21 protein-coding genes are annotated in these 23129 nt (G+C 73.3%); 13 read left to right on the top strand and 8 right to left on the bottom strand.

What is annotated here, in order from left to right; genetic code table 11:
- The first annotated feature begins 114 nt into the window (after window positions 1-114).
- On the top strand, window positions 115-1290 hold the full coding sequence (locus GA0070564_RS13210; RefSeq protein ID WP_091609163.1) for a low temperature requirement protein A: 1176 nt from the start codon (window positions 115-117) through the stop codon (window positions 1288-1290).
- 239 nt (window positions 1291-1529) lie between these two features.
- Here the strand turns inward: GA0070564_RS13210 and GA0070564_RS13215 are convergent, their stop codons facing one another.
- Window positions 1530-1988 carry an ArsI/CadI family heavy metal resistance metalloenzyme gene (locus GA0070564_RS13215; protein ID WP_091608448.1) on the bottom strand — a complete coding sequence of 153 codons (459 nt, stop codon included), beginning with the start codon at window positions 1986-1988 and terminating at the stop codon, window positions 1530-1532.
- Window positions 1989-2232: 244 nt separating this feature from the next.
- On the opposite strand from GA0070564_RS13215, the gene GA0070564_RS13220 reads away from it, so the two are divergent.
- Entirely contained in the window at window positions 2233-2607 is a 375-nt protein-coding gene (locus GA0070564_RS13220; RefSeq protein WP_091608451.1) for an ArsR/SmtB family transcription factor, read from the top strand.
- A gap of 53 nt (window positions 2608-2660) precedes the next feature.
- Window positions 2661-2915 (top strand): aquaporin, encoded by a 255-nt coding sequence (locus GA0070564_RS13225; RefSeq protein WP_245669960.1) that lies wholly within the window; start codon window positions 2661-2663, stop codon window positions 2913-2915.
- Window positions 2916-3027: 112 nt separating this feature from the next.
- Here the strand turns inward: GA0070564_RS13225 and ychF are convergent, their stop codons facing one another.
- The 3 genes from ychF to GA0070564_RS13240 all read right to left on the bottom strand — a co-directional run bounded on the left by ychF (window position 3028) and on the right by GA0070564_RS13240 (window position 5490).
- Window positions 3028-4113 (bottom strand): redox-regulated ATPase YchF, encoded by a 1086-nt coding sequence (ychF, locus tag GA0070564_RS13230; protein ID WP_091608454.1) that lies wholly within the window; start codon window positions 4111-4113, stop codon window positions 3028-3030.
- 70 nt (window positions 4114-4183) lie between these two features.
- On the bottom strand, window positions 4184-4915 hold the full coding sequence (locus tag GA0070564_RS13235) for a Type 1 glutamine amidotransferase-like domain-containing protein (protein WP_091608458.1): 732 nt from the start codon (window positions 4913-4915) through the stop codon (window positions 4184-4186).
- Between the two features lie 59 nt (window positions 4916-4974).
- Window positions 4975-5490 (bottom strand): hypothetical protein, encoded by a 516-nt coding sequence (locus tag GA0070564_RS13240; RefSeq protein ID WP_245669961.1) that lies wholly within the window; start codon window positions 5488-5490, stop codon window positions 4975-4977.
- Window positions 5491-5666: 176 nt separating this feature from the next.
- Here GA0070564_RS13240 and GA0070564_RS13245 point away from each other — a divergent pair, with 176 nt between their 5' ends.
- From GA0070564_RS13245 to GA0070564_RS13270, 6 genes are all read left to right on the top strand, one after another.
- Window positions 5667-7181 carry a DNA-3-methyladenine glycosylase 2 family protein gene (locus tag GA0070564_RS13245; RefSeq protein WP_091608463.1) on the top strand — a complete coding sequence of 505 codons (1515 nt, stop codon included), beginning with the start codon at window positions 5667-5669 and terminating at the stop codon, window positions 7179-7181.
- Window positions 7178-7702, top strand: a complete 525-nt coding sequence (locus GA0070564_RS13250) for a methylated-DNA--[protein]-cysteine S-methyltransferase (RefSeq protein WP_091608467.1) — start codon at window positions 7178-7180, stop codon at window positions 7700-7702. Before GA0070564_RS13245 ends, GA0070564_RS13250 begins: the two co-directional genes overlap by 4 nt.
- Before the next feature lie 37 nt (window positions 7703-7739).
- Window positions 7740-9578, top strand: coding sequence for an ABC transporter ATP-binding protein (locus GA0070564_RS13255; RefSeq protein WP_091608471.1), 1839 nt, complete (start codon window positions 7740-7742; stop codon window positions 9576-9578).
- On the top strand, window positions 9575-11452 hold the full coding sequence (locus tag GA0070564_RS13260; protein ID WP_091608475.1) for an ABC transporter ATP-binding protein: 1878 nt from the start codon (window positions 9575-9577) through the stop codon (window positions 11450-11452). The genes GA0070564_RS13255 and GA0070564_RS13260 overlap by 4 nt, the downstream gene beginning before the upstream one ends.
- 62 nt (window positions 11453-11514) lie before the next feature.
- Window positions 11515-14079 carry a valine--tRNA ligase gene (gene valS, locus GA0070564_RS13265; RefSeq protein WP_091608478.1) on the top strand — a complete coding sequence of 855 codons (2565 nt, stop codon included), beginning with the start codon at window positions 11515-11517 and terminating at the stop codon, window positions 14077-14079.
- 159 nt (window positions 14080-14238) lie between these two features.
- Entirely contained in the window at window positions 14239-15168 is a 930-nt protein-coding gene (locus tag GA0070564_RS13270) for an endonuclease/exonuclease/phosphatase family protein (protein ID WP_091608481.1), read from the top strand.
- Window positions 15169-15284: 116 nt separating this feature from the next.
- On the opposite strand, the gene GA0070564_RS13275 is transcribed toward GA0070564_RS13270, so the two are convergent.
- From GA0070564_RS13275 to GA0070564_RS13290, 4 genes are read right to left on the bottom strand one after another with little or no spacing between them, the layout of a single operon-like run.
- Window positions 15285-15995: an ABC transporter permease gene (locus tag GA0070564_RS13275; protein WP_091608484.1), complete on the bottom strand. Its 711-nt coding sequence runs from the start codon at window positions 15993-15995 to the stop codon at window positions 15285-15287.
- A gap of 5 nt (window positions 15996-16000) precedes the next feature.
- Complete coding sequence (locus GA0070564_RS13280; RefSeq protein WP_091608488.1) at window positions 16001-16954, bottom strand: ABC transporter ATP-binding protein; 954 nt, start codon at window positions 16952-16954, stop codon at window positions 16001-16003.
- On the bottom strand, window positions 16951-17838 hold the full coding sequence (locus GA0070564_RS13285) for an ABC transporter permease (RefSeq protein ID WP_091608493.1): 888 nt from the start codon (window positions 17836-17838) through the stop codon (window positions 16951-16953). The genes GA0070564_RS13280 and GA0070564_RS13285 overlap by 4 nt, the downstream gene beginning before the upstream one ends.
- Window positions 17831-18745 (bottom strand): ABC transporter ATP-binding protein, encoded by a 915-nt coding sequence (locus GA0070564_RS13290; protein ID WP_091608497.1) that lies wholly within the window; start codon window positions 18743-18745, stop codon window positions 17831-17833. The genes GA0070564_RS13285 and GA0070564_RS13290 overlap by 8 nt, the downstream gene beginning before the upstream one ends.
- A 140-nt stretch (window positions 18746-18885) precedes the next feature.
- Here GA0070564_RS13290 and GA0070564_RS13295 point away from each other — a divergent pair, with 140 nt between their 5' ends.
- The 4 genes from GA0070564_RS13295 (at window position 18886) to galT (ending at window position 23084) form a co-directional block, all read left to right on the top strand.
- Complete coding sequence (locus GA0070564_RS13295; RefSeq protein ID WP_091609164.1) at window positions 18886-19461, top strand: DM13 domain-containing protein; 576 nt, start codon at window positions 18886-18888, stop codon at window positions 19459-19461.
- A 120-nt stretch (window positions 19462-19581) separates the two neighbouring features.
- Window positions 19582-21111 (top strand): adenylyl-sulfate kinase, encoded by a 1530-nt coding sequence (gene cysC / locus GA0070564_RS13300; protein WP_091608501.1) that lies wholly within the window; start codon window positions 19582-19584, stop codon window positions 21109-21111.
- Between the two features lie 111 nt (window positions 21112-21222).
- On the top strand, window positions 21223-22011 hold the full coding sequence (locus GA0070564_RS13305; protein ID WP_091608504.1) for a DeoR/GlpR family DNA-binding transcription regulator: 789 nt from the start codon (window positions 21223-21225) through the stop codon (window positions 22009-22011).
- The gene (gene galT, locus GA0070564_RS13310) at window positions 22008-23084 is read left to right on the top strand and encodes a galactose-1-phosphate uridylyltransferase (RefSeq protein WP_091608508.1); all 1077 of its coding nucleotides are present in this window, start codon (window positions 22008-22010) and stop codon (window positions 23082-23084) included. Before GA0070564_RS13305 ends, galT begins: the two co-directional genes overlap by 4 nt.
- The last annotated feature ends 45 nt before the right edge of the window (window positions 23085-23129 follow it).

Below are 23129 nucleotides of genomic sequence, written 5' to 3' on the forward strand. Positions count from 1 at the left end.
TAACCCGGGCCGCCCCCCTCCCGGCCATCGCCGCGTTATCCGGACCAACCGGCACGGCCGCATGTTACGAATGCCCCAACCCCGGCGCAAAGCCGGCGGAACGGGGACGGGATGATGCCGAGCGGTGCCAGGTTCCTGCGACGGCCCGAGGTGCCGCCGCAGGCGAACTACCTGGAGCTCTTCTTCGACCTGGTGTTCGTCGTCGCGCTCACCCAACTCTCACGTGGGCTGATCGACGATCTCTCGTGGGAGGGCGCCTACCAGACGCTGGTGCTGCTGATGGCGGTCTGGTGGATCTGGAGCATCACCGCGTGGACGACCGACCTTTACGACCCGCAACATCCGACGATCCAGCTGATGGTCACCGCGACCATGCTCGGCAGCCTGCTGCTGGCGGTCGTGCTGCCCGACGCGTTCGGCGAGCGGAGCCTGCTCTTCGCCGGCACGTACGTCGCCATCCCGGTCGGTCGCCAACTCTTCCTCGTCCTCGCCCAGCACGGCCACGAGTTGCAACGCAGGAGCATCCGGGTGCTGGCCTGGTTCGCTGTGTCGGCGGTGCCCTGGATCGGGGGCGCGCTCGTGCCGGGCACCGGGCGTGCGGTCCTGTGGACCTTGGCTCTCGCGGTGGACTACACGGCGGCCGTCGTTCGCTACTCCTTCCCCGGACTGGGTCGCTCGCCCCGATCCGAGTGGGCGATCGTGGCCGAACACCTGGCCGAGCGGTACCGCCAACTCTTCATCATCGCGCTCGGGGAGTTGATCCTGGTCGTCGCGTTGACCCTCGACGGCAGCGACTTCGCGGCTCCACAGATCGCCGCGTTCGTCGTGTCGTTCGTCGGCACCGCGCTGTTCTGGCGCATCTACATCCACCGGGCCGGGGAACTGGTGCCGGCCGCCATCGCAGCGGCGTCCGACCGCAACCGCCTCGCGCAGTGGGCAGCGTTCGCCCAACTGATCATGTTGGCTGGCATCGTCGCCACCGCCGTGGGTGACGAACTCGTCATCGCCCATCCACTCGGACACACCCCACCGGCCTGGGTCGCGGTCATCCTCGGCGGACCCGCACTGTTCCTGGTCGGCCGGGCCGGCTTCGAATACACGGTGTTCGCCCGGGTGTCCCGGCATCGGCTGATCGGCCTGCTCGCGCTGGCCGCCCTGACACCCGCGATGCCGCTCGGGCCGCCGCTGCTGGCCGCCCTCGCCGCGACCACGGTTCTGGCCGGGACTGCCGTCGCCGACGCAGCCCGCTCCCACGGGCGGAGACCCGAGCCACCGTCCCCACCGACCTAGCGGGCCGTGGCACGGAAGGCAGCGCGGGCGGCCGGTGCCGGACTCAGACGTTGAAGCGGAACTTGGACCGGCAGTCCCGTGACCTTCAGCAACGTCGTCCCCGCGCTGCTAGGGCATCTTCCGCTCCCTCGTCATCTCGCGCCGGTTGACGGCGTTTGACGCTGTCTTGTGCCCCCGTTGTGCCCCAGCACTGCGCGCCCGCCTTCTAGACAGAGGACGGGCGCGCGAGGGCGTAGTGATCAGCAGCAGGTCGATGCGGCCCCGCTGGTGGCCGGCTCCTTCTCGGCGGCTGGGGTGCAGCACGCGCTTTCGGTGGCCTTGTCCAACTGCGCGGAGTCGGCCTTGACGGTGTAGACCTCCCACGGCTCGTTACCGGGGCCACGTACCCACACCTTGTCCTGGAGGGCGTAGCAGCACTCGGTGTTGTTCTCCTCCAGCGTGATCAGGCCGGAGTCGGTCAGTCGCTTGGTGGCGGCGATGACCTCGTCCGTGCTGAACACCTCGACGCCCAGGTGGTCCAGCACGGTGGGCTGGCCGGCCTCACCCTCAAGGAGCACCAGCTTCAGCGGCGGGTTCTCGATGGCGAAGTTGGCGTAGCCGGGGCGACGCTTCGCCGGCTCGACGCCGAACAGCGTGGAGTAGAAGGCCACGGAGCCTTCGAGGTCGGACACGCGCAGGGCGAGCTGGACACGGGACATGACTGCCTCCTGATCGGGTTCAGCGGATGTGGCTGACGAGAGCGGTGGCGCGGTTGCGCTGGTAGTGGGCGTCGGCGCGACAGGCCGCAGTGCACACCTGGCCGCACGAGTCGCAGAACCTCACGGCTTGGGCGTCGGCGTGGCGACGCCGGAACAGCTTGATCATCGCTCCGGCCCTTGCCTAGATGTTTTTCGAAGCAGGACCCACGTTGCCTCCTGTTTTGAAATCTGTCAAGCTAGAAGAATGTCGAAACAAGAGCTGCCGGTAGCGGACCTCAACGCGGTGGCCTGCTGCTCGCCGATTGCGGTCCGCCCGATGAACGCGGAGCAGGCCGCCGTGGTCGCACCGCTATTCAAGGCCCTCGGTGACCAGGTCCGGCTGCGACTGATGTCGATGATCGCCTCGGTGCCCGAGATCTGCGTCTGCGACCTGACTCCCGCCTTCGACCTGTCCGGGCCGACCATCTCCCACCACCTCAAAGTGCTGCGCGAAGCCGGCCTCGTTGACGCTGAGCGGCGCGGCACCTGGGTTTGGTATCGGGTGAAGCCGGAAGCGTTCCGCCAGCTCGGCGCGCTGCTGGAGATCTCCGCCGCCCCGGCCGGCAGCAGCGCCGGCTGAGCCTCACCCTGCTCCGGCGGGCCTCGGCGGAGTTCGCCGGCACCGCCCTCCTGGTGGCCGCCGTCGTCGGCTCCGGCATCGCGGCCTCCCAGCTCTCCCCCACCGACGTCGGGCTCCAGCTCCTGGAAAACGCGATCGCCACCGCCCTGGCCCTGGGCGCGCTGATCCTGACCTTCGGGCCGATGTCCGGGACGCACTTCAACCCGGTCGTCTCCACCGCCGACTGCAGGGTGAGTCGGTCATCGTGGTCGCCGAACGGCTGGGGCACGAGAACGCGACTCTGGTCCTGTCGACCTACGGGCACCTGATGCCGGACTCGGAGGAACGCACCCGCCGCGCGGTCGATGAGGCATGGGGTTGTGCCCCAGGTGTGCCCCCGAGCCAAGACCCAACGCCCTGACCTGCCACAACGGGCCGGACTCAGACGTTGAAGCGGAACTCCACCACGTCGCCGTCCTGCATGACGTACTCCTTGCCCTCGATCCGGACCTTGCCGGCGGCCTTCGCCGCCGCCATCGATCCGGCCGCGACCAGGTCGTCGTAGGAGACCACCTCGGCCTTGATGAAGCCGCGCTGGAAGTCGCTGTGGATCACCCCGGCGGCCTCCGGCGCGGTCGCGCCAACCGGCACGGTCCAGGCCCGCGCCTCCTTGGGGCCGGCCGTCAGGTACGTCTGGAGCCCCAGCGTGCGGAACCCGACCCGGACCAGCTGGTCCAGCCCCGGCTCGGACTGCCCGATCGACTCCAGCAGCTCGCGGGCCTCCTCCTCGGGCAGGTCCACCAGCTCGGACTCGATCTTGGCGTCCATGAAGACCGCCTCGGCCGGCGCCACCAGCGCGCGCAGCTCGTCGAGGAACCCGGCGTTGCCCAGCTCGGCCTCGTCGACGTTGAAGACGTAGAGGAACGGCTTGGTGGTGAGCAGGTGCAGCTCGCGCAGGTGCTCCAGCTCGATCTTCGCGGCGGCGGCCCCGGAGTAGAGGGTGGTGCCGCCGTCGAGCACCTGGACGGCCTGCTTCGCGGCCTGGACCGCGGCGGCCCGGTCCTTGCGGAGCTTGGCCTCCTTCTCCAGCCGCGGCAGCGCCTTCTCCAGGGTCTGGATGTCGGCGAGGATCAGCTCGGTGTTGATCGTCTCGATGTCGTCGGCCGGGGAGACCTTGCCGTCGACGTGCACCACGTTCGGGTCGGAGAAGGCGCGCACCACCTGGCAGATCGCCGAGGCGTCCCGGATGTTCGCCAGGAACGCGTTGCCCCGGCCCTGCCCCTTGGAGGCGCCCCGGACCAGGCCGGCGATGTCGACGAACGACACCGGCGCCGGCAGCACCTTCTGCGAGGAGAAGATCTCGGCCAGCTTGCCCAGCCGCTCGTCCGGCAGCCCGACCACGCCGACGTTCGGCTCGATCGTGGCGAACGGGTAGTTCGCCGCGAGCACGTCGTTCTTGGTCAGCGCGTTGAACAGGGTGCTCTTGCCGACGTTGGGCAGGCCGACGATCCCGATGGTGAGGCTCACGGGCGGCCAGTCTACGCGGCCGACCCCGCCCGACTCCGACCAGCACAGCCGCCGGCGGGCCGAAGACCGCTCAGCCGAGCACCCGGGGCGTGATCACCGTCTCGGTCACCGTGCCGTCGTCGCCCCGACGCAGCTCGTACGCCGCCACCCCGGCCCGCTCGGCGACCGCCTCGGCCAGCCGGGTGCCCCGGTAGACCAGCCCCACCCCGTCGTCGGTGCAGTGGCTCACCGGCAGCGTCCCGTCGGCCACCAGCCGGTGCATCAGCGGCCGGCGCTGCGCCTCGCTGTCGTAGTGGACCCCGTTGCCGTACGGCAGCCAACCCAGCCCGTCGGTGAACGACCGCAGCTCCGGGCCGTAGCTGTCGGTGGCCCCGCCGACGTGCCAGCAGATCGAGCCGGCGGAGACGCCGCCGAGCACCACCCCGGCCTCCCAGCACTCGCGGAGGATCTCCCCCAGACCGTGCGCCCGCCACACCGCGCAGAGGTTGGCCACGCTGCCGCCACCGACCCAGACGACGTCCTGGGCGAGCAGGTGGGCCCGCACGTCGTCGACGTTGGGCATCGGGAAGAGCGCCAGGTGCGACGATCGGTAGCGGGTGCCGGCGAAGGCGGCGTACCAGACGGTGAGCGAGGTGGGCTGGTCGCCGACGGCCTGGTTGAGGTAGCAGATCCTCGGTTCGGCGGCGCCCGACAGGTCGGCCAGCAGGTCGAAGACCGGGCCGGGAGCGGCCACCCAGGGGCCGCGCCCGCGCGACGAGAAGCCCATGCTGGTGGCGACGATGGTGGGTTCGCTGGCGGGCATGTCGTTCCTCTCCGTCGGGTCAGTGATCATCCTGCGCCACCGTCGGCCGACCCGCCGGGTCAACCGGCCAGACGCCAGCCCACCTCGCCGCCACCGGCTGCCGCGTCCTCCACGCCACCCGGGATGTCCCCGGCGCCGGCCGCCGGCCGCCCGGGGTCGACCGGCGGCGGCAGCGTGCCCGGCGGCAGCTCCGCCGCCGCGGCGAGCGGCAGGGTGAACCGGTGGGCGGCGGCCGGGCCGGCCGCGTGGGACCGTTCGAGCAGCCAGCGCGCCTCGTCGGCCGTCCAGCCCAGCCCGGACCGGCCGGCGATCTCCCGGACCAGGCGCAGGCCGACCCGGGTGTCGTCGTCGTAGAAGCGCATGCACCAGTGGTGCGCCCACATGCCGAGCGCCCGCAGCCCGGGACCGTCGAGGGAGCCGGCCAGCCGGCCGCAGGCCGTCTCCGCGAAGGGCAGCTCCGGGTCGCCGGCCCGGTCCCGCTCGATCGCGCCGTACGCCGCCGACGCCACCACCCGCATCCGGTCGTAGAGGCCCTGCACCACCGCGCGGTCCAGCTGTGTCCGCCCCGACCGCATCAGCGGGCACCTCGCCCGGCCACGCTCGCCATCCCCGCACCTTTTCTGACGTTGGTGAACGGGACAGTAGCCACCACTACCGACACTTTCTCGCGTCCCGCCCCGACCGGCAGCCGCCACGGCCAGGTCCGAATCCCGCCAGCCACCGGTGCTGAGCAGGGGGCATCATCGTTGGCGTGGAGTTGGACTTCGAGCGTTGCTACCGCGCCGTCGACAGCCGTGACCAGCGGTTCGACGGCTGGTTCTACACCGGCGTGACGTCGACCGGAATCTACTGCCGGCCGTCCTGCCCGGCGATGACCCCGAAGCGGCGCAACGTCCGGTTCTTCCCGTCGGCCGCCGCCGCGCAGGGCGCCGGGCTGCGGGCCTGCCGCCGCTGCCGGCCCGACGCCGCCCCCGGCTCACCCCAGTGGGACGTCCGCGCCGACGTGGTCGGCCGGGCGATGCGGCTGATCGCCGACGGGACCGTCGACCGGGACGGCGTACCGGGGCTGGCCCAGCGGCTCGGCTACACCGAGCGGCACCTGCACCGGATGCTCCACGCCGAGCTGGGCGCCGGGCCACTCGCGCTGGCCCGGGCACAACGCGCGCAGACCGCCCGCACGCTGATCGAGACCACCGCCATGGGCATGGCGGAGATCGCGTTCGCCGCCGGCTTCGGCAGCGTCCGGCAGTTCAACGACACGGTCCGGGAGGTGTACGGCGTACCCCCGTCGGAGCTGCGCACGGCGCGCGGGCGGCGACCGGCGGCCGGCGGGGCGGGCACGATCACGCTGCGCCTGGCGTACCGGCCGCCGCTGCACGCCGACGCGCTGCTGGACTTCCTCGCGGTGCGGGCGCTGCCCGGCGTGGAGGAGGTACGCGACGGGACGTACCGCCGGGGGTTGCGGCTGCCGCACGGCACCGGCGAGGCGGCCCTGACCCCGGCGGACGGTCACGTGGCCGCCACCCTGCGGCTGACCGACATGCGCGACCTGGCCCCCGCGGTGGCCCGCTGCCGCCGCCTGCTCGACCTCGACGCCGACCCCGAGGCCGTCGACGCCACCCTGGCCACCGACCCCACCCTGGCGGCGCAGGTGACGGCGGACCCCGGCATCCGCCTCCCGAGAGCCGTGGACGGCTTCGAGATGGCCCTGCGCGCCATCACCACCCAACAGGTCTCCCTGGCCTCCGCCCGCAGCACCCTCTCCCACCTCCTCACCCACCTCCCCACCCCCTCCGCCCTCGTTGATCATGAAGTTGACGGCGATGTGGATCTCCAAAACCGCCGCAAACTTCATGATCAACGCGAGCCGAGCGCGAGGGCGGGTGGGTTGCGGGGGTTTCCGAGTGCGGCGGAGGTGCTGGGGGTGGCCGATGACGGGTTCCGGATGCCGGTGGGGCGGCGGGAGACGATCCGGGGGCTGGCCCGGGCGGTGGCGGCCGGGGAGGTCGACCTCGACGGGGCCGGGGACCGGGCGGAGACCGTGCGGCGGCTGACCGCGCTGCCCGGGATCGGGCCGTGGACCGCCGGCTACATCGCCATGCGCGCCCTCGGCGACCCCGACGTCCTGCTCGCCACCGACCTGGCGGTACGCCGGGGCGCCCGCGCCCTCGGCCTGCCCGACCACCCGTCCACCCTCGACACGTACGCCGACCGCTGGCGCCCCTGGCGGTCCTACGCGACCATCCGACTCTGGAGAGCGGCATGACCACCCTGGACAGCACCGTCATCGACACCCCGGCCGGCCCGCTGAGCGTCCTCACCGACCCCGACGGGGCGGTACGCGCCGCCGGCTTCACCGCCGACCCGGCCACCCTGCTCCCGCTGATGCACCCGAGCCTGCGCGGCGACCTGCACCCCCGCACCGATCTCGGCCCGGTCGGCCGGGCGGTCGCGTCCTACCTGGACGGCGAGCTGACCGCGATCGACACCGTCCCGGTCCGCCAGCACACCGGCGGGCCGTTCATGGGACACGCCTGGGCGGTGCTCCGCGAGGTGCCACCGGGCGGACCGGTGACGTACACCGGTTTCGCCGCCCGCGCCGGACGGCCCCTGGCGGTACGCGCGGCGGCCGCGGCCTGCGCCCGCAACGCGGTCGCCCTCTTCGTCCCCTGCCACCGGGTGCTGCGCACCGACGGGACGCTCGGCGGCTACCGGTGGGGGCTGCCGGTCAAGTCGTGGCTGCTCGCCCACGAGCAGGGCAGGGTGCCCGCGATGACGCCAAGCTGACACCGAAACTGTCGGCTACTGCCGCTACCGTCGGGTAGTGCCTGCGTCCAGCGACGGTGACCGCGTCCCCCGCGACGCCCGCCCCCGTCCGCTGCGCAACCTGCTGCGGCTGCGCCCCTACCTGCGCCCGTACGCCGGGCAGTTCTGCTGGCTGCTGGCCGCCGCCCTGGCGGCCACGGCGGCGAGCCTGGCCGTTCCGCTGCTCACCCAGCAGGTGGTGGACGGGCCGATCGCCCGGCACGACACCGCCGGGGTGCTCCGCCTCGGCGGGCTGGCGCTGCTGCTCGGGCTCACCGAGGCCGTGCTGATCTTCATCCGGCGGTGGACCCAGTCCTCCTCGTCGGTGGGCATGGAGGCGGCGATCCGCGCCGACGTCTACGCCCACCTGCAACGCTTGCCCGCCGGCTTCCACGATCGCTGGCAGTCCGGTCAGCTGCTGTCCCGGATCACCAGCGACCTCTCGGTGATCCGCCGGTTCCTCTCCTTCGGCCTGCTCTTCCTGGTGCTCAACGTGGCCACCTACCTGGCGGTGGTGGTGCTGCTGATCCGGCTGCACCCGGGGCTGGGGCTGCTGGTCGCCGCGAGCGCCGTCCCGCTGTTCCTGATCAGCCGCCGGTTCGCCCGGCACTACCACGCCGCGTCCCGCCGGATGCAGGACCAGCAGGGCGACGTGGCCACCCTGGTCGAGGAGACCGCCCAGGGACTGCGCACCATGAAGGCGTACGGGCGGGGGCCGCAGCTGGCCGAGCGGTTCGCCGGCAGCGCCCGCACGCTGCACGACACCGGGGTGGCCAAGGCCCGGCTGCTGGCCCGCACGTCGGCGCTGTTCGACCTGGTGCCCAACCTGACCCTCGGCGCGGTGCTGGTGCTCGGGGCGGCCGCCGTGGCGGGCGGCCGGCTCACCGTCGGCCAGCTGGTCGCCTTCGTCAGCCTCCAGCTCATGCTGATCTGGCCGGTCCAGTCGCTCGGCTGGATCATCGCCAACGGGCAGGAGGCCGCCACCGCCGCCGACCGGATCCACGAGGTGCTCGACACCGCCCCGTCGATCGTGGACGCCCCGCACGCCGTCGAGCTGCCCCGGGCCGCCGTGCGCGGCCGGCTCACCTTCGAACAGGTCGCCTTCCGCTACCCGGGCACCACCGCACCGGTGCTGCGCCAGATCGACCTGACCGTCGAGCCCGGCGAGACGCTCGCCCTGGTCGGCGCCACCGGCAGCGGCAAGAGCACCCTGCTGTCCCTGGTCCCCCGGCTGCACGAGGTCACCGGTGGGCGGATCACCGTCGACGGGCACGACGTGCGGGACCTGCGGCTCGGCTCGCTGCGCCGGCTGGTCGGGGTGGCGTTCGAGGAGCCCACCCTCTTCTCCATGTCGGTCTGGGAGAACCTGACCCTCGGCCGCCCCGACGCCGCTGAGGACGACGTCCGGGCGGCGCTGGCGCTGGCCCAGGCGGACTTCGCGTACGACCTGCCGTGGGGGTTGGCCACCCGGGTCGGTGAGCAGGGGCTGTCCCTCTCCGGCGGGCAGCGGCAACGGCTCGCGCTGGCCCGGGCGGTGCTCGGCCGGCCGGCGCTGCTGGTCCTCGACGACCCGCTCTCCGCGCTCGACGTGCAGACCGAGGCGCTGGTAGAGGGGGCGTTGCGCCGGGTGCTGGCGGACACCACCGCGCTGCTGGTGGTGCACCGGCCCTCCACGGTGGCGCTGGCCGACCGGGTGGCGCTGCTCGACGGGGGCCGGATCGTCGCCACCGGCACCCACTCCGAGCTGCTGGCGCAGGTCCCGGCGTACCGTGCGGTGCTCTCCGCCGGCCCCGGGGGGACCGGGCCGGCGGTGCCGCCGCCCCGGAAACCCAACGGGGCCGGGCTGGTGCGGTCGTGACCGCCGACCACGCCGGGCCGGCCACCGGCGACGCGGCCGAGCTGGCCCGGTGGCGGGGCCGGGCCACCGACCCGGACGCCGACCGCAGCCGGGCCGAGGACGGCTCCCCCGAGGCGATGGCCCGGCTGCGGGCCCGCAGCCGGGTGCTGCTGCGCGACCTGCTCCGCCCGCACCACCGCCGCCTCGGTGGCGCCGTCGCGCTGCTGCTGGCCCAGAACGCCGCCGCGATGGCCGGACCGTACCTGGTCATGCTCGGCATCGACCGGGGCATCGCGCCGCTGCGGGCCGGCGACCCGCGACCGCTGGTCGCGCTGGCCGCCGCGTTCGGCCTGGCCGCCGTCGTCGAGTACGCGGCCCGCCGCGGCTTCCTCACCCTCTCCGCCCGGATCGGCCAGGCCGTCCTGCTGGAGCTGCGCCGCCGGGTGTACGACCACTTCCTGCGGCTCTCCGTCGGCTTCCACGAGCGGTACACCTCCGGCCGGATGGTCGCCCGGCTGACCAGTGACCTCGACTCGATCGCCGAACTCGTCGACGGGGGCGTCGACCGGTTGGTCGTCTCCGCGCTGTCGGTGCTCACCGTCGCGGGCATCCTGCTCTGGCTGGACCCGCCGCTGGCCGGGGCGACCCTGCTCGCCTTCCCGTTCCTGCTGCTGCTGTCCCGCTGGTTCGCCCGCTCGTCGGCGGCGGCCTACCGGCGCACCCGGGAGGCGGTGGCGCTGGTCATCGTCCACTTCGTCGAGTCGCTGCGCGGGATCCGCGCGGTCCAGGCGTACCGGCGGGAGCGGCGCAACCAGCGGATCTTCGAGGCGGTCAACGACGACTACCGGGAGGCGAGCCTGCGGGCGTTCCGGCTGATCGCGATCTTCTCGCCGGGGATCCGGGCGATCGGCAACGTCACCGTGGCGGTGGTGCTCGGCTACGGCGGCGCCCGGGTGCTCGGCGGCGGGATGGCGGTCGGGGTGCTCGCCGCGTTCCTGCTCTATCTGCGTCGCTTCTTCGAGCCGATGGAGGAGCTGAGCCAGTTCTACAACTCGTTGCAGTCGGCGACGGCCGCGCTGGAGAAGCTGGCCGGGGTGCTCGACGAGCCGCCCGGGGTGCCCGAGCCGACCCGGCCGGTGCCGCTGCCCGCCGGCCCGGGCCGGGGCGGGCTGCGCTTCGCCGGGGTCGGCTTCGGCTACCGGGCCGACGCGCCGGTGCTGGCCGGGCTGGACCTGCTGGTCCCGGCGGGGCAGACGGTCGCGCTGATCGGGCCGACCGGCGCCGGCAAGTCCACCATCGCCAAGCTGGTCGCCCGGTTCCACGACCCGGTCACCGGCACGGTCGACCTCGACGGGGTCGACCTGCGCGACCTGGCCGACGCCGAGCTGCGTCGGGCGGTGGTCCTGGTCACCCAGGAGAACCACCTGTTCAGCGGCTCGGTGGCGGAGAACATCCGGTTCGGCCGGCCGGACGCGGACGACGCCGAGATCGAGGCCGCCGCCCGGGCGATCGGCGCGCACGACTTCATCGCCGCCCTGCCCGACGGGTACGCCACCGAGGTGCACCGGCGCGGCGGCCGGCTCTCCGCCGGGCAGCGGCAGCTCGTCGCGTTCGCCCGGGCGTTCCTGGCCGACCCGCGGGTGCTCATCCTCGACGAGGCCACCTCGTCGCTGGACGTGCCGAGCGAACGGCTGGTGCAGCGGGCGCTGGCCACCGTGCTGCGGGACCGGACGGCGCTGGTGATCGCGCACCGCCTCTCCACCGTGGAGATCGCCGACCGGGTGCTGGTCGTCGACGGCGGCCGGATCGTCGAGGACGGCTCGCCCGAGCGGCTCACCACGGCCGACGGCCGGTACGCCGCCCTGCACCGGCAGTGGCGCGAGTCCCTGCTCTGAGCGGCCGGCCGTGCGGGGCAAACCACGTGGTCGCGCCGGCCGGTGGTGCCTACGATCGAGCGATGACCGACACGGCGAGGACGGCCCGCGCCGGCGTCCCCGAACGTCCGACCCTGGACGGCATCGAGGAGACCTGGGCGCGGCACTGGCAGCAGGAGGGCACGTACACCTTCGACCGCAGCAAGGAGCGGCGGGACGTGTACGCGATCGACACGCCGCCGCCGACCGTATCGGGCGAGCTGCACATGGGGCACGTCTTCTCGTACACGCACACCGACACGGTGGCCCGGTTCCAGCGGATGCGCGGCAGGGCGGTCTTCTACCCGATGGGCTGGGACGACAACGGCCTGCCCACCGAACGCCGGGTGCAGAACGTCTACGGGGTGCGCCCCGACCCGGCCCTGCCGTACGACCCGGACTGGCGGCCGCCGGCCACCCCGGTCGGCGACGACGCCCGGAAGAACCCGACAGCCATCTCCCGGCGCAACTTCATCGAGCTGTGCGAGCTGCTCACGGCCGACGACGAGCAGGTGTTCGAGGCGCTGTGGCGGCGGCTCGGGCTGTCGGTGGACTGGTCGCTGACGTATACCACCATCGGGCGGGCGGCTCGGACGGCCAGCCAGCGGGCGTTCCTGCGGAACCTCTCCCGGGGCGAGGCGTACCAGGCGGACGCGCCGACGCTCTGGGACGTCGGCTTCGCCACCGCCGTGGCGCAGGCGGAGCTGGAGGACCGGGAGCGGCCCGGGGCGTACCACCGGCTGCGGTTCCACGGCTCCGGCGGGCGGGAGGTGCTGATCGACACCACCCGGCCGGAGCTGCTGCCGGCCTGCGTGGCGCTGGTCTGCCACCCGGACGACGAGCGGTACGCCGACCTGGTGGGCTCGGCTGTGCGTACCCCCGTCTTCGACGTCGAGGTGCCGGTGCGCGCGCACCCGCTGGCGGACCCGGCCAAGGGCACCGGCATCGCGATGGTCTGCACCTTCGGTGACCTGACCGACGTGACCTGGTGGCGCGACCTGGAGCTGGAGACCCGGGTGGTGATCGGCCGGGACGGCCGGCTGCTGCCCGAGCCGCCGGCCGGCGTGCCGGCCGGGGCCTACGCGGCGCTGGCCGGGCAGACCGTGAACGCCGCCCGGCGGGCCGTGGTGGAGCTGCTGACCGCGGCCGGTGACCTGGTGGGCGAGGCGCGCCCGATCACCCATCCGGTGAAGTTCTACGAGAAGGGCGACCGGCCGCTGGAGATCGTCTCGACCCGGCAGTGGTATCTGCGCAACGGCGGCCGGGACGCCGGCCTGCGCGAGGAGCTGCTGGCCCGGGGCCGGGAGCTGCGCTGGGTGCCGGAGCACATGCGACACCGCTACGAGCACTGGGTGGGCGGGCTGACCGGTGACTGGCTGGTCAGCCGGCAGCGCTTCTTCGGCGTGCCGGTGCCGGTGTGGTACCGGCTCGACGACGCTGGCGAGCCGGACTTCACCCACCCTCTCACACCGGACGAGGCGGCACTGCCGATCGACCCGTCCAGTGAGCCGCCGCCCGGATTCGACGAGGCACAGCGCCGCCGACCGGGCGGTTTCGTCGGCGACCCGGACGTGCTGGACACCTGGGCCACCTCGTCGCTGACCCCGCAGATCGTCGGCGGTTGGGAGACCGACCCGGACCTGTTCGCCCGGGTCTTCCCGATGGACCTGCGCCCGCAGGGGCAGGAGATCATCCGGACCTGGCTCTTCTCCTCGGTGGTCCGCGCCCACCAGGAGCACGGCGTGCTGCCCTGGCGGGACACGGTGCTCTCCGGCTGGATCCTCGACCCGGACCGGAAGAAGATGTCCAAGTCCAAGGGGAACGTGGTCACCCCGATGGCCCTGCTGGAGCAGAACGGCTCGGACGCGGTGCGCTACTGGGCGGCCAACGGCCGACCCGGCACCGACCTGGCGTTCGACCCCGCGCAGATCAAGGTGGGCCGGCGGCTGGCCACCAAGCTGCTCAACGCCTCCCGGTTCGCCCTCGGGCCGGGCGCCGCCGACGCCCTGCGGGCGCCGGTCACCGAGCCGCTGGACACCGCCATGCTCACCGAACTCTCCGGCGTGGTCGCGGCGGCCACCACCGCCTTCGACGGGTACGACCACACCGCCGCGCTGATGGCCACGGAGGCGTTCTTCTGGCGGTTCTGCGACGACTACATCGAACTGGTGAAGGAACGCGCCTACGGCACCGGGCCGGGCGCCGACTCGGCCCGGGCGGCGCTGGCCACCGCCCTGTCGGTGCAGCTGCGGCTCTTCGCGCCGGTGCTGCCGTTCGTCACCGAGGAGGTCTGGTCGTGGTGGCGGTACGGCTCGGTGCACCGGGCCACCTGGCCCACCACCTACGAGGTCGGACGGGCCGTCCAGGCGCCCGGTGACCCGGAGCTGCTGCGGCTGGCCTCCGATGCGCTGGGCCAGATCCGCCGGGCCAAGTCGGAGCGGAAGCTGTCGATGAAGGTGGACGTGCCGCTGGCCGAGGCGCTCGGCCCGGCCGCCCTGCTCGACCAGCTGACCCTGATCGCCGACGACGTCCGGGCCGCGGGCCGGGTCGCCAGGCTGGACCTGCTCCCGGACCGCACCCCCGAACTGGTGATCGCCTGCGCCTTCTGAGGTGTAAGGAGGGGCCCCCTGTTAACGCCTGGCGTATAGCAGGGGGCCCCTCTTAACACCCGAGCGACGGAGTGGCCCGGTCCACCGACGGGGTGGACCCGTCCATCGACTCGTGCGACGATCTCCGACCAGGATTCATCACAGTGAATACGGGGGATCATGCGTATCCGTACGCTCGTGGCCGGCCTCACCGCCGGTCTGCTCGTCGCCATCGGACTGGCCGGACCCGCCCGGGCGGCCACCGTCAACGCCAGCTACACCAGTTGGACGTGGAACGTCGCCGGCTGGACCATGCACCGGGGTGCCACCAACGACGGCCTGATTCCGGCGCTGGCCGACTCCATCCGGAACCGGGCCGCCCACTTCGCCGCGCTCAACGAACTCTGCTGGGACCAGTACAAGGCCGTACAGGCGAACCTGCTCGCCTCCGGCTGGCCCGCGGACGACACCAACTTCTCCCGGTTCGAGGCGCACAACGACACCGCCTGCGGTGGTGAGCCGTTCGGGGTGGCCATCTTCAGCAAGGCACCCCTCGGCCCGGCCAACCGCTACGCCCTGGCCGAGGACGGCACCAGCGAGCGGCGCAAGCTGCTCTGCGCTCCCCTCGCAGCCCGGCCGCACCTGCGGTTCTGCACCACCCACATCACCCCGTCCAACTCGGTGATCAACGGTCAGAGCATCAACGTGACCCAGTTGACCGAGGTGCGGAGCCGGCTCGACAGCTTCGCCGCCGCCGGCGACACCGTCCTCATCGCGGGCGACTTCAACGCCCAGCCACACTACGGACGTCTGGACGCCTGGTACTCCCCCAGCTTGAACACGGCGTACAACGGTGGCAACACCGGGCATCACCGGGAGCTCGACGACACCGACACCCGGTGCCTCGGATACGGCGAAACCACCGTGTACGACGGCAACACCGAAGGGCTCTGCGGTCAGGGCAAGAAGATCGACCTCATCTTCGTCCGCGACGACCGGATCACCGGCCCGTACAGCGGCGACTCGCTGTCCATCTCGACCGCCTGCGGCGGCCCCTGCTCCGACCACCGGATCCTCATCGGCACGGTCACCGTCTCCGTGACCGTCTGACGAACGGGCGGCGGAGCCCGGTGCGCCGGTGCTGGCACACCGGGGAGGCGGCGGACGTTGTTAACAGGGGCCCCTTCCTATCCGGCAGGCGTTAAGAAGGGGCCCCTGCTTACACCTCAGCTCGTTTCGCCGGCGACCGAGAAGGAGCGCAGGCGGTCGATCGCGAGGACGGTGAAGCCGACGCTGACCAGGGCGGTGAGCACGGCGGCGACCGGGACGGAGACGCTGCCCGTCAGCAGGTCGGTGGGGGCGACCCGGTCGGCGATGGCGATCACCCACTGCTGGATCGACAGCACCTTGGTGCCGTCGATGAAGTTGCCCAGCAGGCCCTCCCAGATCAGCACGTAGGCCAGGCCGAGCAGCACCGGCCGCCGGGTGAGCAGGCAGAGCGCCAGGAACAGCGCCGAGTACGCCAGCGCGCCGAGCGCCGCCGCGACGGCCAGCCCCAGCCCGAGCCGCACCGAGTCGGCGAGCACCCCGGCGACGAGCAGCGGGACGGCCACCGTGGCCGCGGTGACCCCGGTGGCCACGGCGAGCTTCGGCAGCACGATCTGCCAGCGGGGCAGCGGCTTGGTCAGGATGTGCACCACCGTGCCGTCGTCGATCTCGGCGCCGAGCACGCCGGTGCCGATGACCAGCGCCACCACCGGCAGCACCACGGCCAGGCCGAGGCCGACCAGCACCGGCGGCCCCCAGTCGGCCGGCTGCACGTCCAGCGCCCGGCAGAGCACGGCGAGCCCCACCAGCAGCAGCGGCAGCGGCAGGAGCAGCAGGAAGCGGCGGCGGCCGAAGAGCCCGCGCGCGGTGATCCAGGAGACGGTCGACATGATCCTCAGGCCTCCACCAGGTAGGAGAAGACGCTCTCCAACGACTCGTCCTCGGGCAGCAGCTGCCGCACCCGGATCCCCTCCCGCAACGCGATCTTCGGCAACCTCCGGGTGAAGGCGCCGTAGTCCCCGGCCTTGACGGTCAGGCCGGTACGGCCCAGCTCCACCCCGGTGACCGACGGTTCGGCCATCAGCGCCACCGCCAGCGCCCGGTCGTCGGTGGAGTGCACGGCGAACACGTGCGGCCGGTTGGTCATCAGCCGGCGGATGGTCCGGAAGTCGCCGGAGGCGGCGAGCCGCCCGGCCACCATCACCTGCACGGTGCCGGAGACCTGCTCGACCTCCTCCAGGATGTGCGAGCTGAACAGGATCGTCCGGCCGGCGTCGCCCAGGGAGTGCAGCAGTCCCATCATGTGCAGCCGCTGGCGCGGGTCCATCCCGTTGAACGGCTCGTCGAGCAGCAGCACCTGCGGGTCGTGCACCAGCGCCGCGGCGACCCGGGTGCGCTGCCGCATGCCCTTGGAGTACGTGCCGATCCGCCGGTCCTGCGCATCGGCCATCTCCACCAGGGCGATCGCCCGCCGGGCCGCCGCCTCCGGGTCGGCCAGCCGGTGCAGCTTCGCGCTGGCCAGCACGAACTCGTACGCGGTGAGGAAGCCGTGCACCGCCTCCCGCTCGCTGACCAGGCCCAGGCGCCGGTAGACGGCCGGGTTGCGCCAGGTCGGCTCGCCGGCGAGGGTCACCGTGCCCCGGGACGGGGCGAGGAAGCCGGCCATCATGTGCAGCAGGGTGGTCTTGCCGGCGCCGTTCGGGCCGAGCAGGCCGGTCACCCCGGCGCCGAGGCGCATGGTGACGTCGTTGACCGCCACCACGTTGCCGTACCAGCGGGAGACGCCGGCCAGGTCGAGGGCGGCGGCGGGGGTGCTGGGAGCCGCCGGCTCCGCGCTGATCGTGGTCATCGGGCAGCCACCTTCCGGTATCGCAGCAGCAGCAGGGTGACGCAGCCGGCGACGAGCACCGCGGCGGCGACCGCGTAGAGCGGGCCGAAGCCGCCGATCGGCATGGTGCCGCCGCGCTGCCCCTCGGGCACCAGCAGGTCGCCGAGGGCCCAGGAGCCCACCGCGCCGACCAGGGTCGACGGGGAGGCCAGGAAGGCCAGCTGGTTGACCGTCGCGGACGGCATGATCGACAGGGTGCCGACGATCGGGGTGGTCATCAGGAAGACCGCCACGATGCCGCCGGCGGCGAACGCCCGCTTGCCGGTCAGCGAGGCGACCAGCAGCCCGATCGAGGCGAAGACCACCGCCCACAGCCCGGCGTAGAGCAGCCCGGGCAGCAGGTCCAGCAGCTCGTTCCAGACCCCGCGCATCCCGTCGCCGGTGCTGAACGCCGCGCCGAGGAACATCAGCAGCTGCGGGCCGCCGAGCAGCAGCCAGAGCGCGGTGACCAGGGCCGCCAGCTTGGCCAGCGCGTAGTCGCCGCGGGGCAGCGGCCGGGAGAAGTACAGCGGCAGCACGCCGCTGCGCAGGTCGCGGGAGACCAGCTCCGGCGCGGCCACCGCGACGAAGAAGATGACCAGCCAGGCCATCGCGTCGGCGAACTGGGCGTACGTCATGACGACCTGGCCGAACTGGGCGCGTACCGCGGTGGCCCCGGCGGCCACGACGGTGAGGACACCGACCACCAGCCAGGGGAAGATCTTGGCCTTGGCGCTGCGGCCCAACCCGAACGCGGTCCGTACGCCGTGCAGGTAGAGCGCGCCGAACACGTGTCCGCGCCCCAGCCGGGGGCCGGTGTAGCGCTGGTAGCCGATGTCGTGGATGACTCCGGTCGGCTCAGACATGGCTGGGCTCCCTCGCGGCGAAGAGTTCGGCCACCCGGTGCCGGCGCTGGTCCAGCCGGTGCAGCGGCAGGTCCAGCTCGGCCACCGCGCCGAGGATCAGGTCGTAGGTGCCCTCGTCGGCGAGCGGGACGAGCAGCGTCCGGCCGTCCCGGGTCACCGGCAGGTCGAGCGCGGCCAGCCGGCCGGCGAGCTCGTCCGTACCCTCGCTGACCTCGACGGCGAGCACGTCGGTGGTGGTGGTCATGGCGGAGATCCGGTCGGCGCGCAGCAGCCGGCCGCCGTCGATGGCGACCAGCGTGTCGCAGATCCGTTCCACCTCGCCGAGCAGGTGCGAGCAGACCACCACCGAGATGCCGAACTCGGTGCCGATCCGGTGGATCAACGCGAGCATGGCGTCCCGGCCGGCCGGGTCGAGGCCGTTGGTCGGCTCGTCGAGCAGCAGCAGGTCCGGGTCGTGCACCAGGGCCTGGGCCAGCTTGACCCGCTGCTTCATGCCGGTGGAGTAGCCGCCGACCGCCCGGTGCCGCTCCTCGTGCAGCCCGACGTGCCGCAGCGCCTCGGAGGCCCGTTCCCGGGCCACCGTGCGGGGCAGCCCACTGATCCGGCCGAGGTGGGTGACCAGCTCGGCGGCGGAGAGGTCCGGCGGCAGGGCGTCGTGCTCCGGCATGTAGCCGACCCGCGCCCGCACCGCCGCCGGGTCGGTGGTCGGGTCGAGGCCGAGCACGCTCACCCGGCCGCCGGTCGGGGCGAGCAGGCCGAGCAGGATCTTGATCAGGGTGGACTTGCCGGCGCCGTTCGCGCCGACCAGACCGACGATGCCGGGTTCGACGGCGACCGTCAGGTCGTTCAGGGCGGTGACCCGGCCCGCGTACGTCTTGGTCAGCGACTCGGTCGCTATCAGCGTCACGACGGTCAGCGTATGGAGTCCGCGCCAGCACGGGTATCAGGAATCGCCCGGGTAGCCCCCTGACATCTCTCCGGGCAGCTGCCCGTGCGGTAAGGGTTCCGTAAGGCTGCCCGGCCGCGTCGCCGCGCAGAATGGTCGACATGCCGATCCGCCTGCCGCGCACCCCCGTGTCCTGGGCCGTCGTCGTCGCGCTCACCGCCGGGGCGGTGTTCGGGCTGTGGTGGTTCCAGCCCTGGAAGGCGGTGACCGACACCCGGGTGGACGAGCGGCTCTCCGAGGTGGTGGAGACCGTGCCGCCGCCGGTCGGCGCCGGGCCCACCGGGAGCGCGGGACCGGCCGCCTCGGCACGCCCCGCCGCACCCGCACTGGTGAGCCGGGGCGAATTCGTCACCCAGGAGCACGACACCTCCGGCACCGCCCGGGTGGTCCGGGCCGCCGACGGCGGCCATCGGCTGGAGCTGGTCGGGCTGGCCACCTCCAACGGCCCCGATCTGCGGGTCTGGTTGAGCGATCAACCGGTCCGCGCCGGCCGGGCCGGCTGGGGGGCCTTCGACGACGGCCGCTGGGTCGAGCTGGGCCGGCTCAAGGGCAACCGCGGCGACCAGGCGTACGCCATCCCCGCCGGCACCGACCTCACCCGACTGACCAGCGTGTCGATCTGGTGCAAGCGGTTCGCTGTCTCGTTCGGGGCCGCGCAGCTGACGCCGACGGGCTGACCCGCCCCGCCGACCGGTCCGCCGCCGGCGCCCATCGGGTCGGGAACCGGTGGAGTGGCGGTCTCGACCGATCGGCGGCCGGCTGCGAAACTGTGTGCCGGCCAGGGAGTGGGGGGTTCGATGAGCAACGGATGGGTGCTGCCCGACGACGTGCTTCGGGGCGCGCAGGCGTACACGCCCCGGCCGACGGAGCTGGCCGATCTGGAGCTGCTGCTGTCCGGGGCGTACGCGCCGCTCACCGGCTTCATGACCCGCGCCGACCTGACCTCGCTGGCCCGTCGCGGCCGGCTGGCCGACGGCACCCCGTGGCCGGTGCCGGTGACCCTGCACGTGCCCGCGGCGCTCGCCGAGGGGCTGGACCCGCACGATCCGCAGCGGCGGGGGCTGCTGCTCACCGACGGCGAGGGCGCGCCGGTGGCCGGGCTGGAGGTGACCGACCTCTGGCCGGCCCGGGACGGGCTGGTCGGGGTCGGCGGCGGCGTACGCCGGATCGGCGACGGCGGGCACGGGCCGTTCCAGCGGTTGCGCCGCAACGCCGACGAGGTGCGGGCGCTGCTGCCACCCGGCCGGGTCCTCGGGGTGATCGCCGACCGGCCGCTGCACCGGCCGCAGCTCGCCCAGATCGCGCACGCCGCCCGGACCCTCGGCGCGCACCTGCTGGTGATGATCCCGGTGGGTGACGGGGTGGCGAGCGCGCTGCCCTCGGAGGCGCTGGTCCGCAGCGTCTTCGCCGCCCGGGACCGGATGCCGCCGGCCACCATCGTGGCGGTGCCGCTGTCCCGTCGGGCCGACGAGATCAGCGACGCGCTGCTGCGGGCCCGGGTCTCCGCCGCGTACGGGGTGACCCACCTGCTCACCACCGGCGAGATGCTCTCCGGGGCCGGGCTGCGGGTGCTGGTGCCCCGGGAGCTGGCCTACGACAACCGGGACGGCCAGTGGCGGTGGCGGGAGGACATCCCGCCGCGCAACCGGCGGCTGGCGCTCAGCCAGGCCGAGATCGACGACCTGCTGGACCGGGGCTTCCCGCTGCCCGAGTGGCACACCCCGCCCGCGGTGGCCAAGGAGCTGGCCCGGGCCCGGCCGGCCCGCCGGCACCGGGGCCTGGTGATCTTCCTGACCGGGCTCTCCGGCTCCGGTAAGTCGACCATCGCCCGTGGGCTGGCCGACGTGCTGCGGGAGCAGGGCGACCGGACGATCACCCTGCTCGACGGGGACGTGGTGCGCCGGGAGCTCTCCGCCGGGCTGGGGTTCGGCAAGGCCGACCGGGACGCCAACGTGCGCCGGATCGGCTGGGTGGCCGCCGAGATCGCGAAGCACCGGGGCGTCGGCATCTGCTGCCCGATCGCCCCGTACGCGCAGGCCCGGGCGACCGCCCGGGAGATGGCCCTGACCGTCGGGGCGGGGTTCCTGCTGGTGCACGTGGCCACCCCGCTGGAGGTGTGCGAGCAGCGCGACCGCAAGGGCCTGTACGCACGCGCCCGCGCCGGCCTGCTCACCGGGATGACCGGCATTGACGACCCGTACGAGGCGCCGGTCGACGCGGACGTGGTGGTCGACACCACCGACCTGACCGTCGACGAGGCGGTGCGCAGGGTGATGGAGCACCTGACCGAGCACGGCTGGGTGGAGCCCCGCCTCCAGTCCACCTGACGGTCGTCCGCAGGCCGGCTTCCGCCGCGCCCGGCTGCGCGCTAGTGTTCATTCTTGTTGGAACACGTTCGACCGCGTGGGAGTCTGCGCGGGGAGCCGGAGGTGCATCGCGTGCTCGCGCGGCAGCGGCAGGCGGCCATCCTGGACCGGGTCCGGAGCACCGGCGGCGTCCGGGTCACCGACCTGGCCACCGAGTTCGGCGTCTCCGACATGACCATCCGGCGTGACCTGGAGACCCTGCACGAACGCGGGCTGCTCGCCAAGGTGCACGGCGGCGCCACCGCCGCCGGTCCCGGCTCCACCGACGAACCGGGATTCGACGCGAAGTCCGTCCGGCAGCCCGCCGAGAAGGCCGCCATCGCCACCCGGGCCGCCGAGCTGGTCCGCCCCGGAGCGGCGATCGCCCTCTCGGCCGGCACCACCACCGCCGAACTGGCCCGCCGGCTGGTCGACGTGCCCGGGCTGACCGTGGTGACCAACTCGCTGCCGGTGGCCGAGGTCTTCCACACCGCCGGCCGGCCGGACCAGACCGTGGTGCTCACCGGCGGCGTGCGTACGCCGTCGAACGCCCTGGTCGGGCCGCTCGCCGTGGCCGCGGTCCGGTCCCTGCACCTGGACCTGCTCTTCCTGGGCGTGCACGGGATCACCGAACGGGCCGGCTACACCACCCCGAACCTGATGGAGGCGGAGACCGACCGGGCGCTGGTCGCCGCCGCCGACCGGCTGGTGGTGATCGCCGACCACACCAAGTGGGGCACCGTCGGCATCTCCTCCATCGTCGAGCTGGCCGCGGCGGACGTACTGGTCACCGACGACCGGTTGGCACCCGAGGCCCGCCGGGTACTCGGCGAACACGTGGGCGAACTGGTCATCGTGCCGGGCACCGAGGGGGAGCAGTGAAGCGTACGCAGATCGAACTGGCCGACGGCCGTGACCTGATCTACTTCGACGAGCGGGACGACGCGGTCCGCGACCAGCCGGACCGGCGCGAGCTGCCCCCGCCGCCGCCCGCCTCCCAGCTGCGGTACGACCCGCTCACCGACGAGTGGGTGGCCGTCGCCGTGCACCGGCAGACCCGCACCTTCCTCCCCCCGGCCGACCAGTGCCCGCTCTGCCCGTCCCGCGGGGACCGGCACACCGAGATCCCGGCGCCCGACTACGACGTGGCGGTCTTCGAGAACCGCTTCCCCTCGCTCAGCCAGCGGATCGCCGAGGAACCGGCCGAGATCACCCCGTTCACCCCGGTCCGCCCCGGGCAGGGACGGTGCGAGGTGGTCTGCTTCACCGACGACCACGACGCCTCCTTCGCCGGCCTTTCCCCGGAACGGGTCCGCCTGGTCGTGGAGGCGCTCGCCGACCGGACCACAGCGCTGTCCGCGCTGCCCGGCGTCGAGCAGGTCTTCCCGTTCGAGAACCGGGGCGTGGAGATCGGGGTGACCCTGAACCACCCGCACGGGCAGATCTACGCGTACCCGTTCGTCACCCCGCGCACCCGGTCGCTGCTCGCCGCCGCCCGCCGGCACGCCGAGCGCACCGGCGGCCGCAACCTCTACGCCGACGTGCTCGCCGCCGAGCGGGCCGCCGGCGACCGGGTGGTCGCCGCCAACGAGCACTGGACGGCGTACGTCCCGGCGGCCGCCCGCTGGCCGTTCGAGGTGCACCTGGCCCCGCACCGGCCGGTGCCGGACATCCCGGCCCTCGACGACGCCGAGCGGGCCGCCTTCGGGCCGCTCTACCTGGACGTGCTGCGCCGCTTCGACGGCCTGTTCGACCTGCCGATGCCCTACATCGCCGCCTGGCACCAGGCCCCGGTACGCGTCGACCGCGAGCTGGGCCACCTGCACCTTCAGCTGTTCAGCATCCGGCGGGCCAAGGACAAGCTGAAGTATCTGGCCGGTTCGGAGTCGGGGATGGGCGTGTTCATCAACGACATCGCCCCGGAACGGGCCGCCGAGCAGCTCCGCGCGATCTGACCGGGCCCTGAACAGGGCGCGGGGGGCCCGGGACAGGGCCCCCCG

This window comes from Micromonospora mirobrigensis (assembly GCF_900091555.1).
Taxonomy (GTDB): domain Bacteria; phylum Actinomycetota; class Actinomycetes; order Mycobacteriales; family Micromonosporaceae; genus Micromonospora; species Micromonospora mirobrigensis.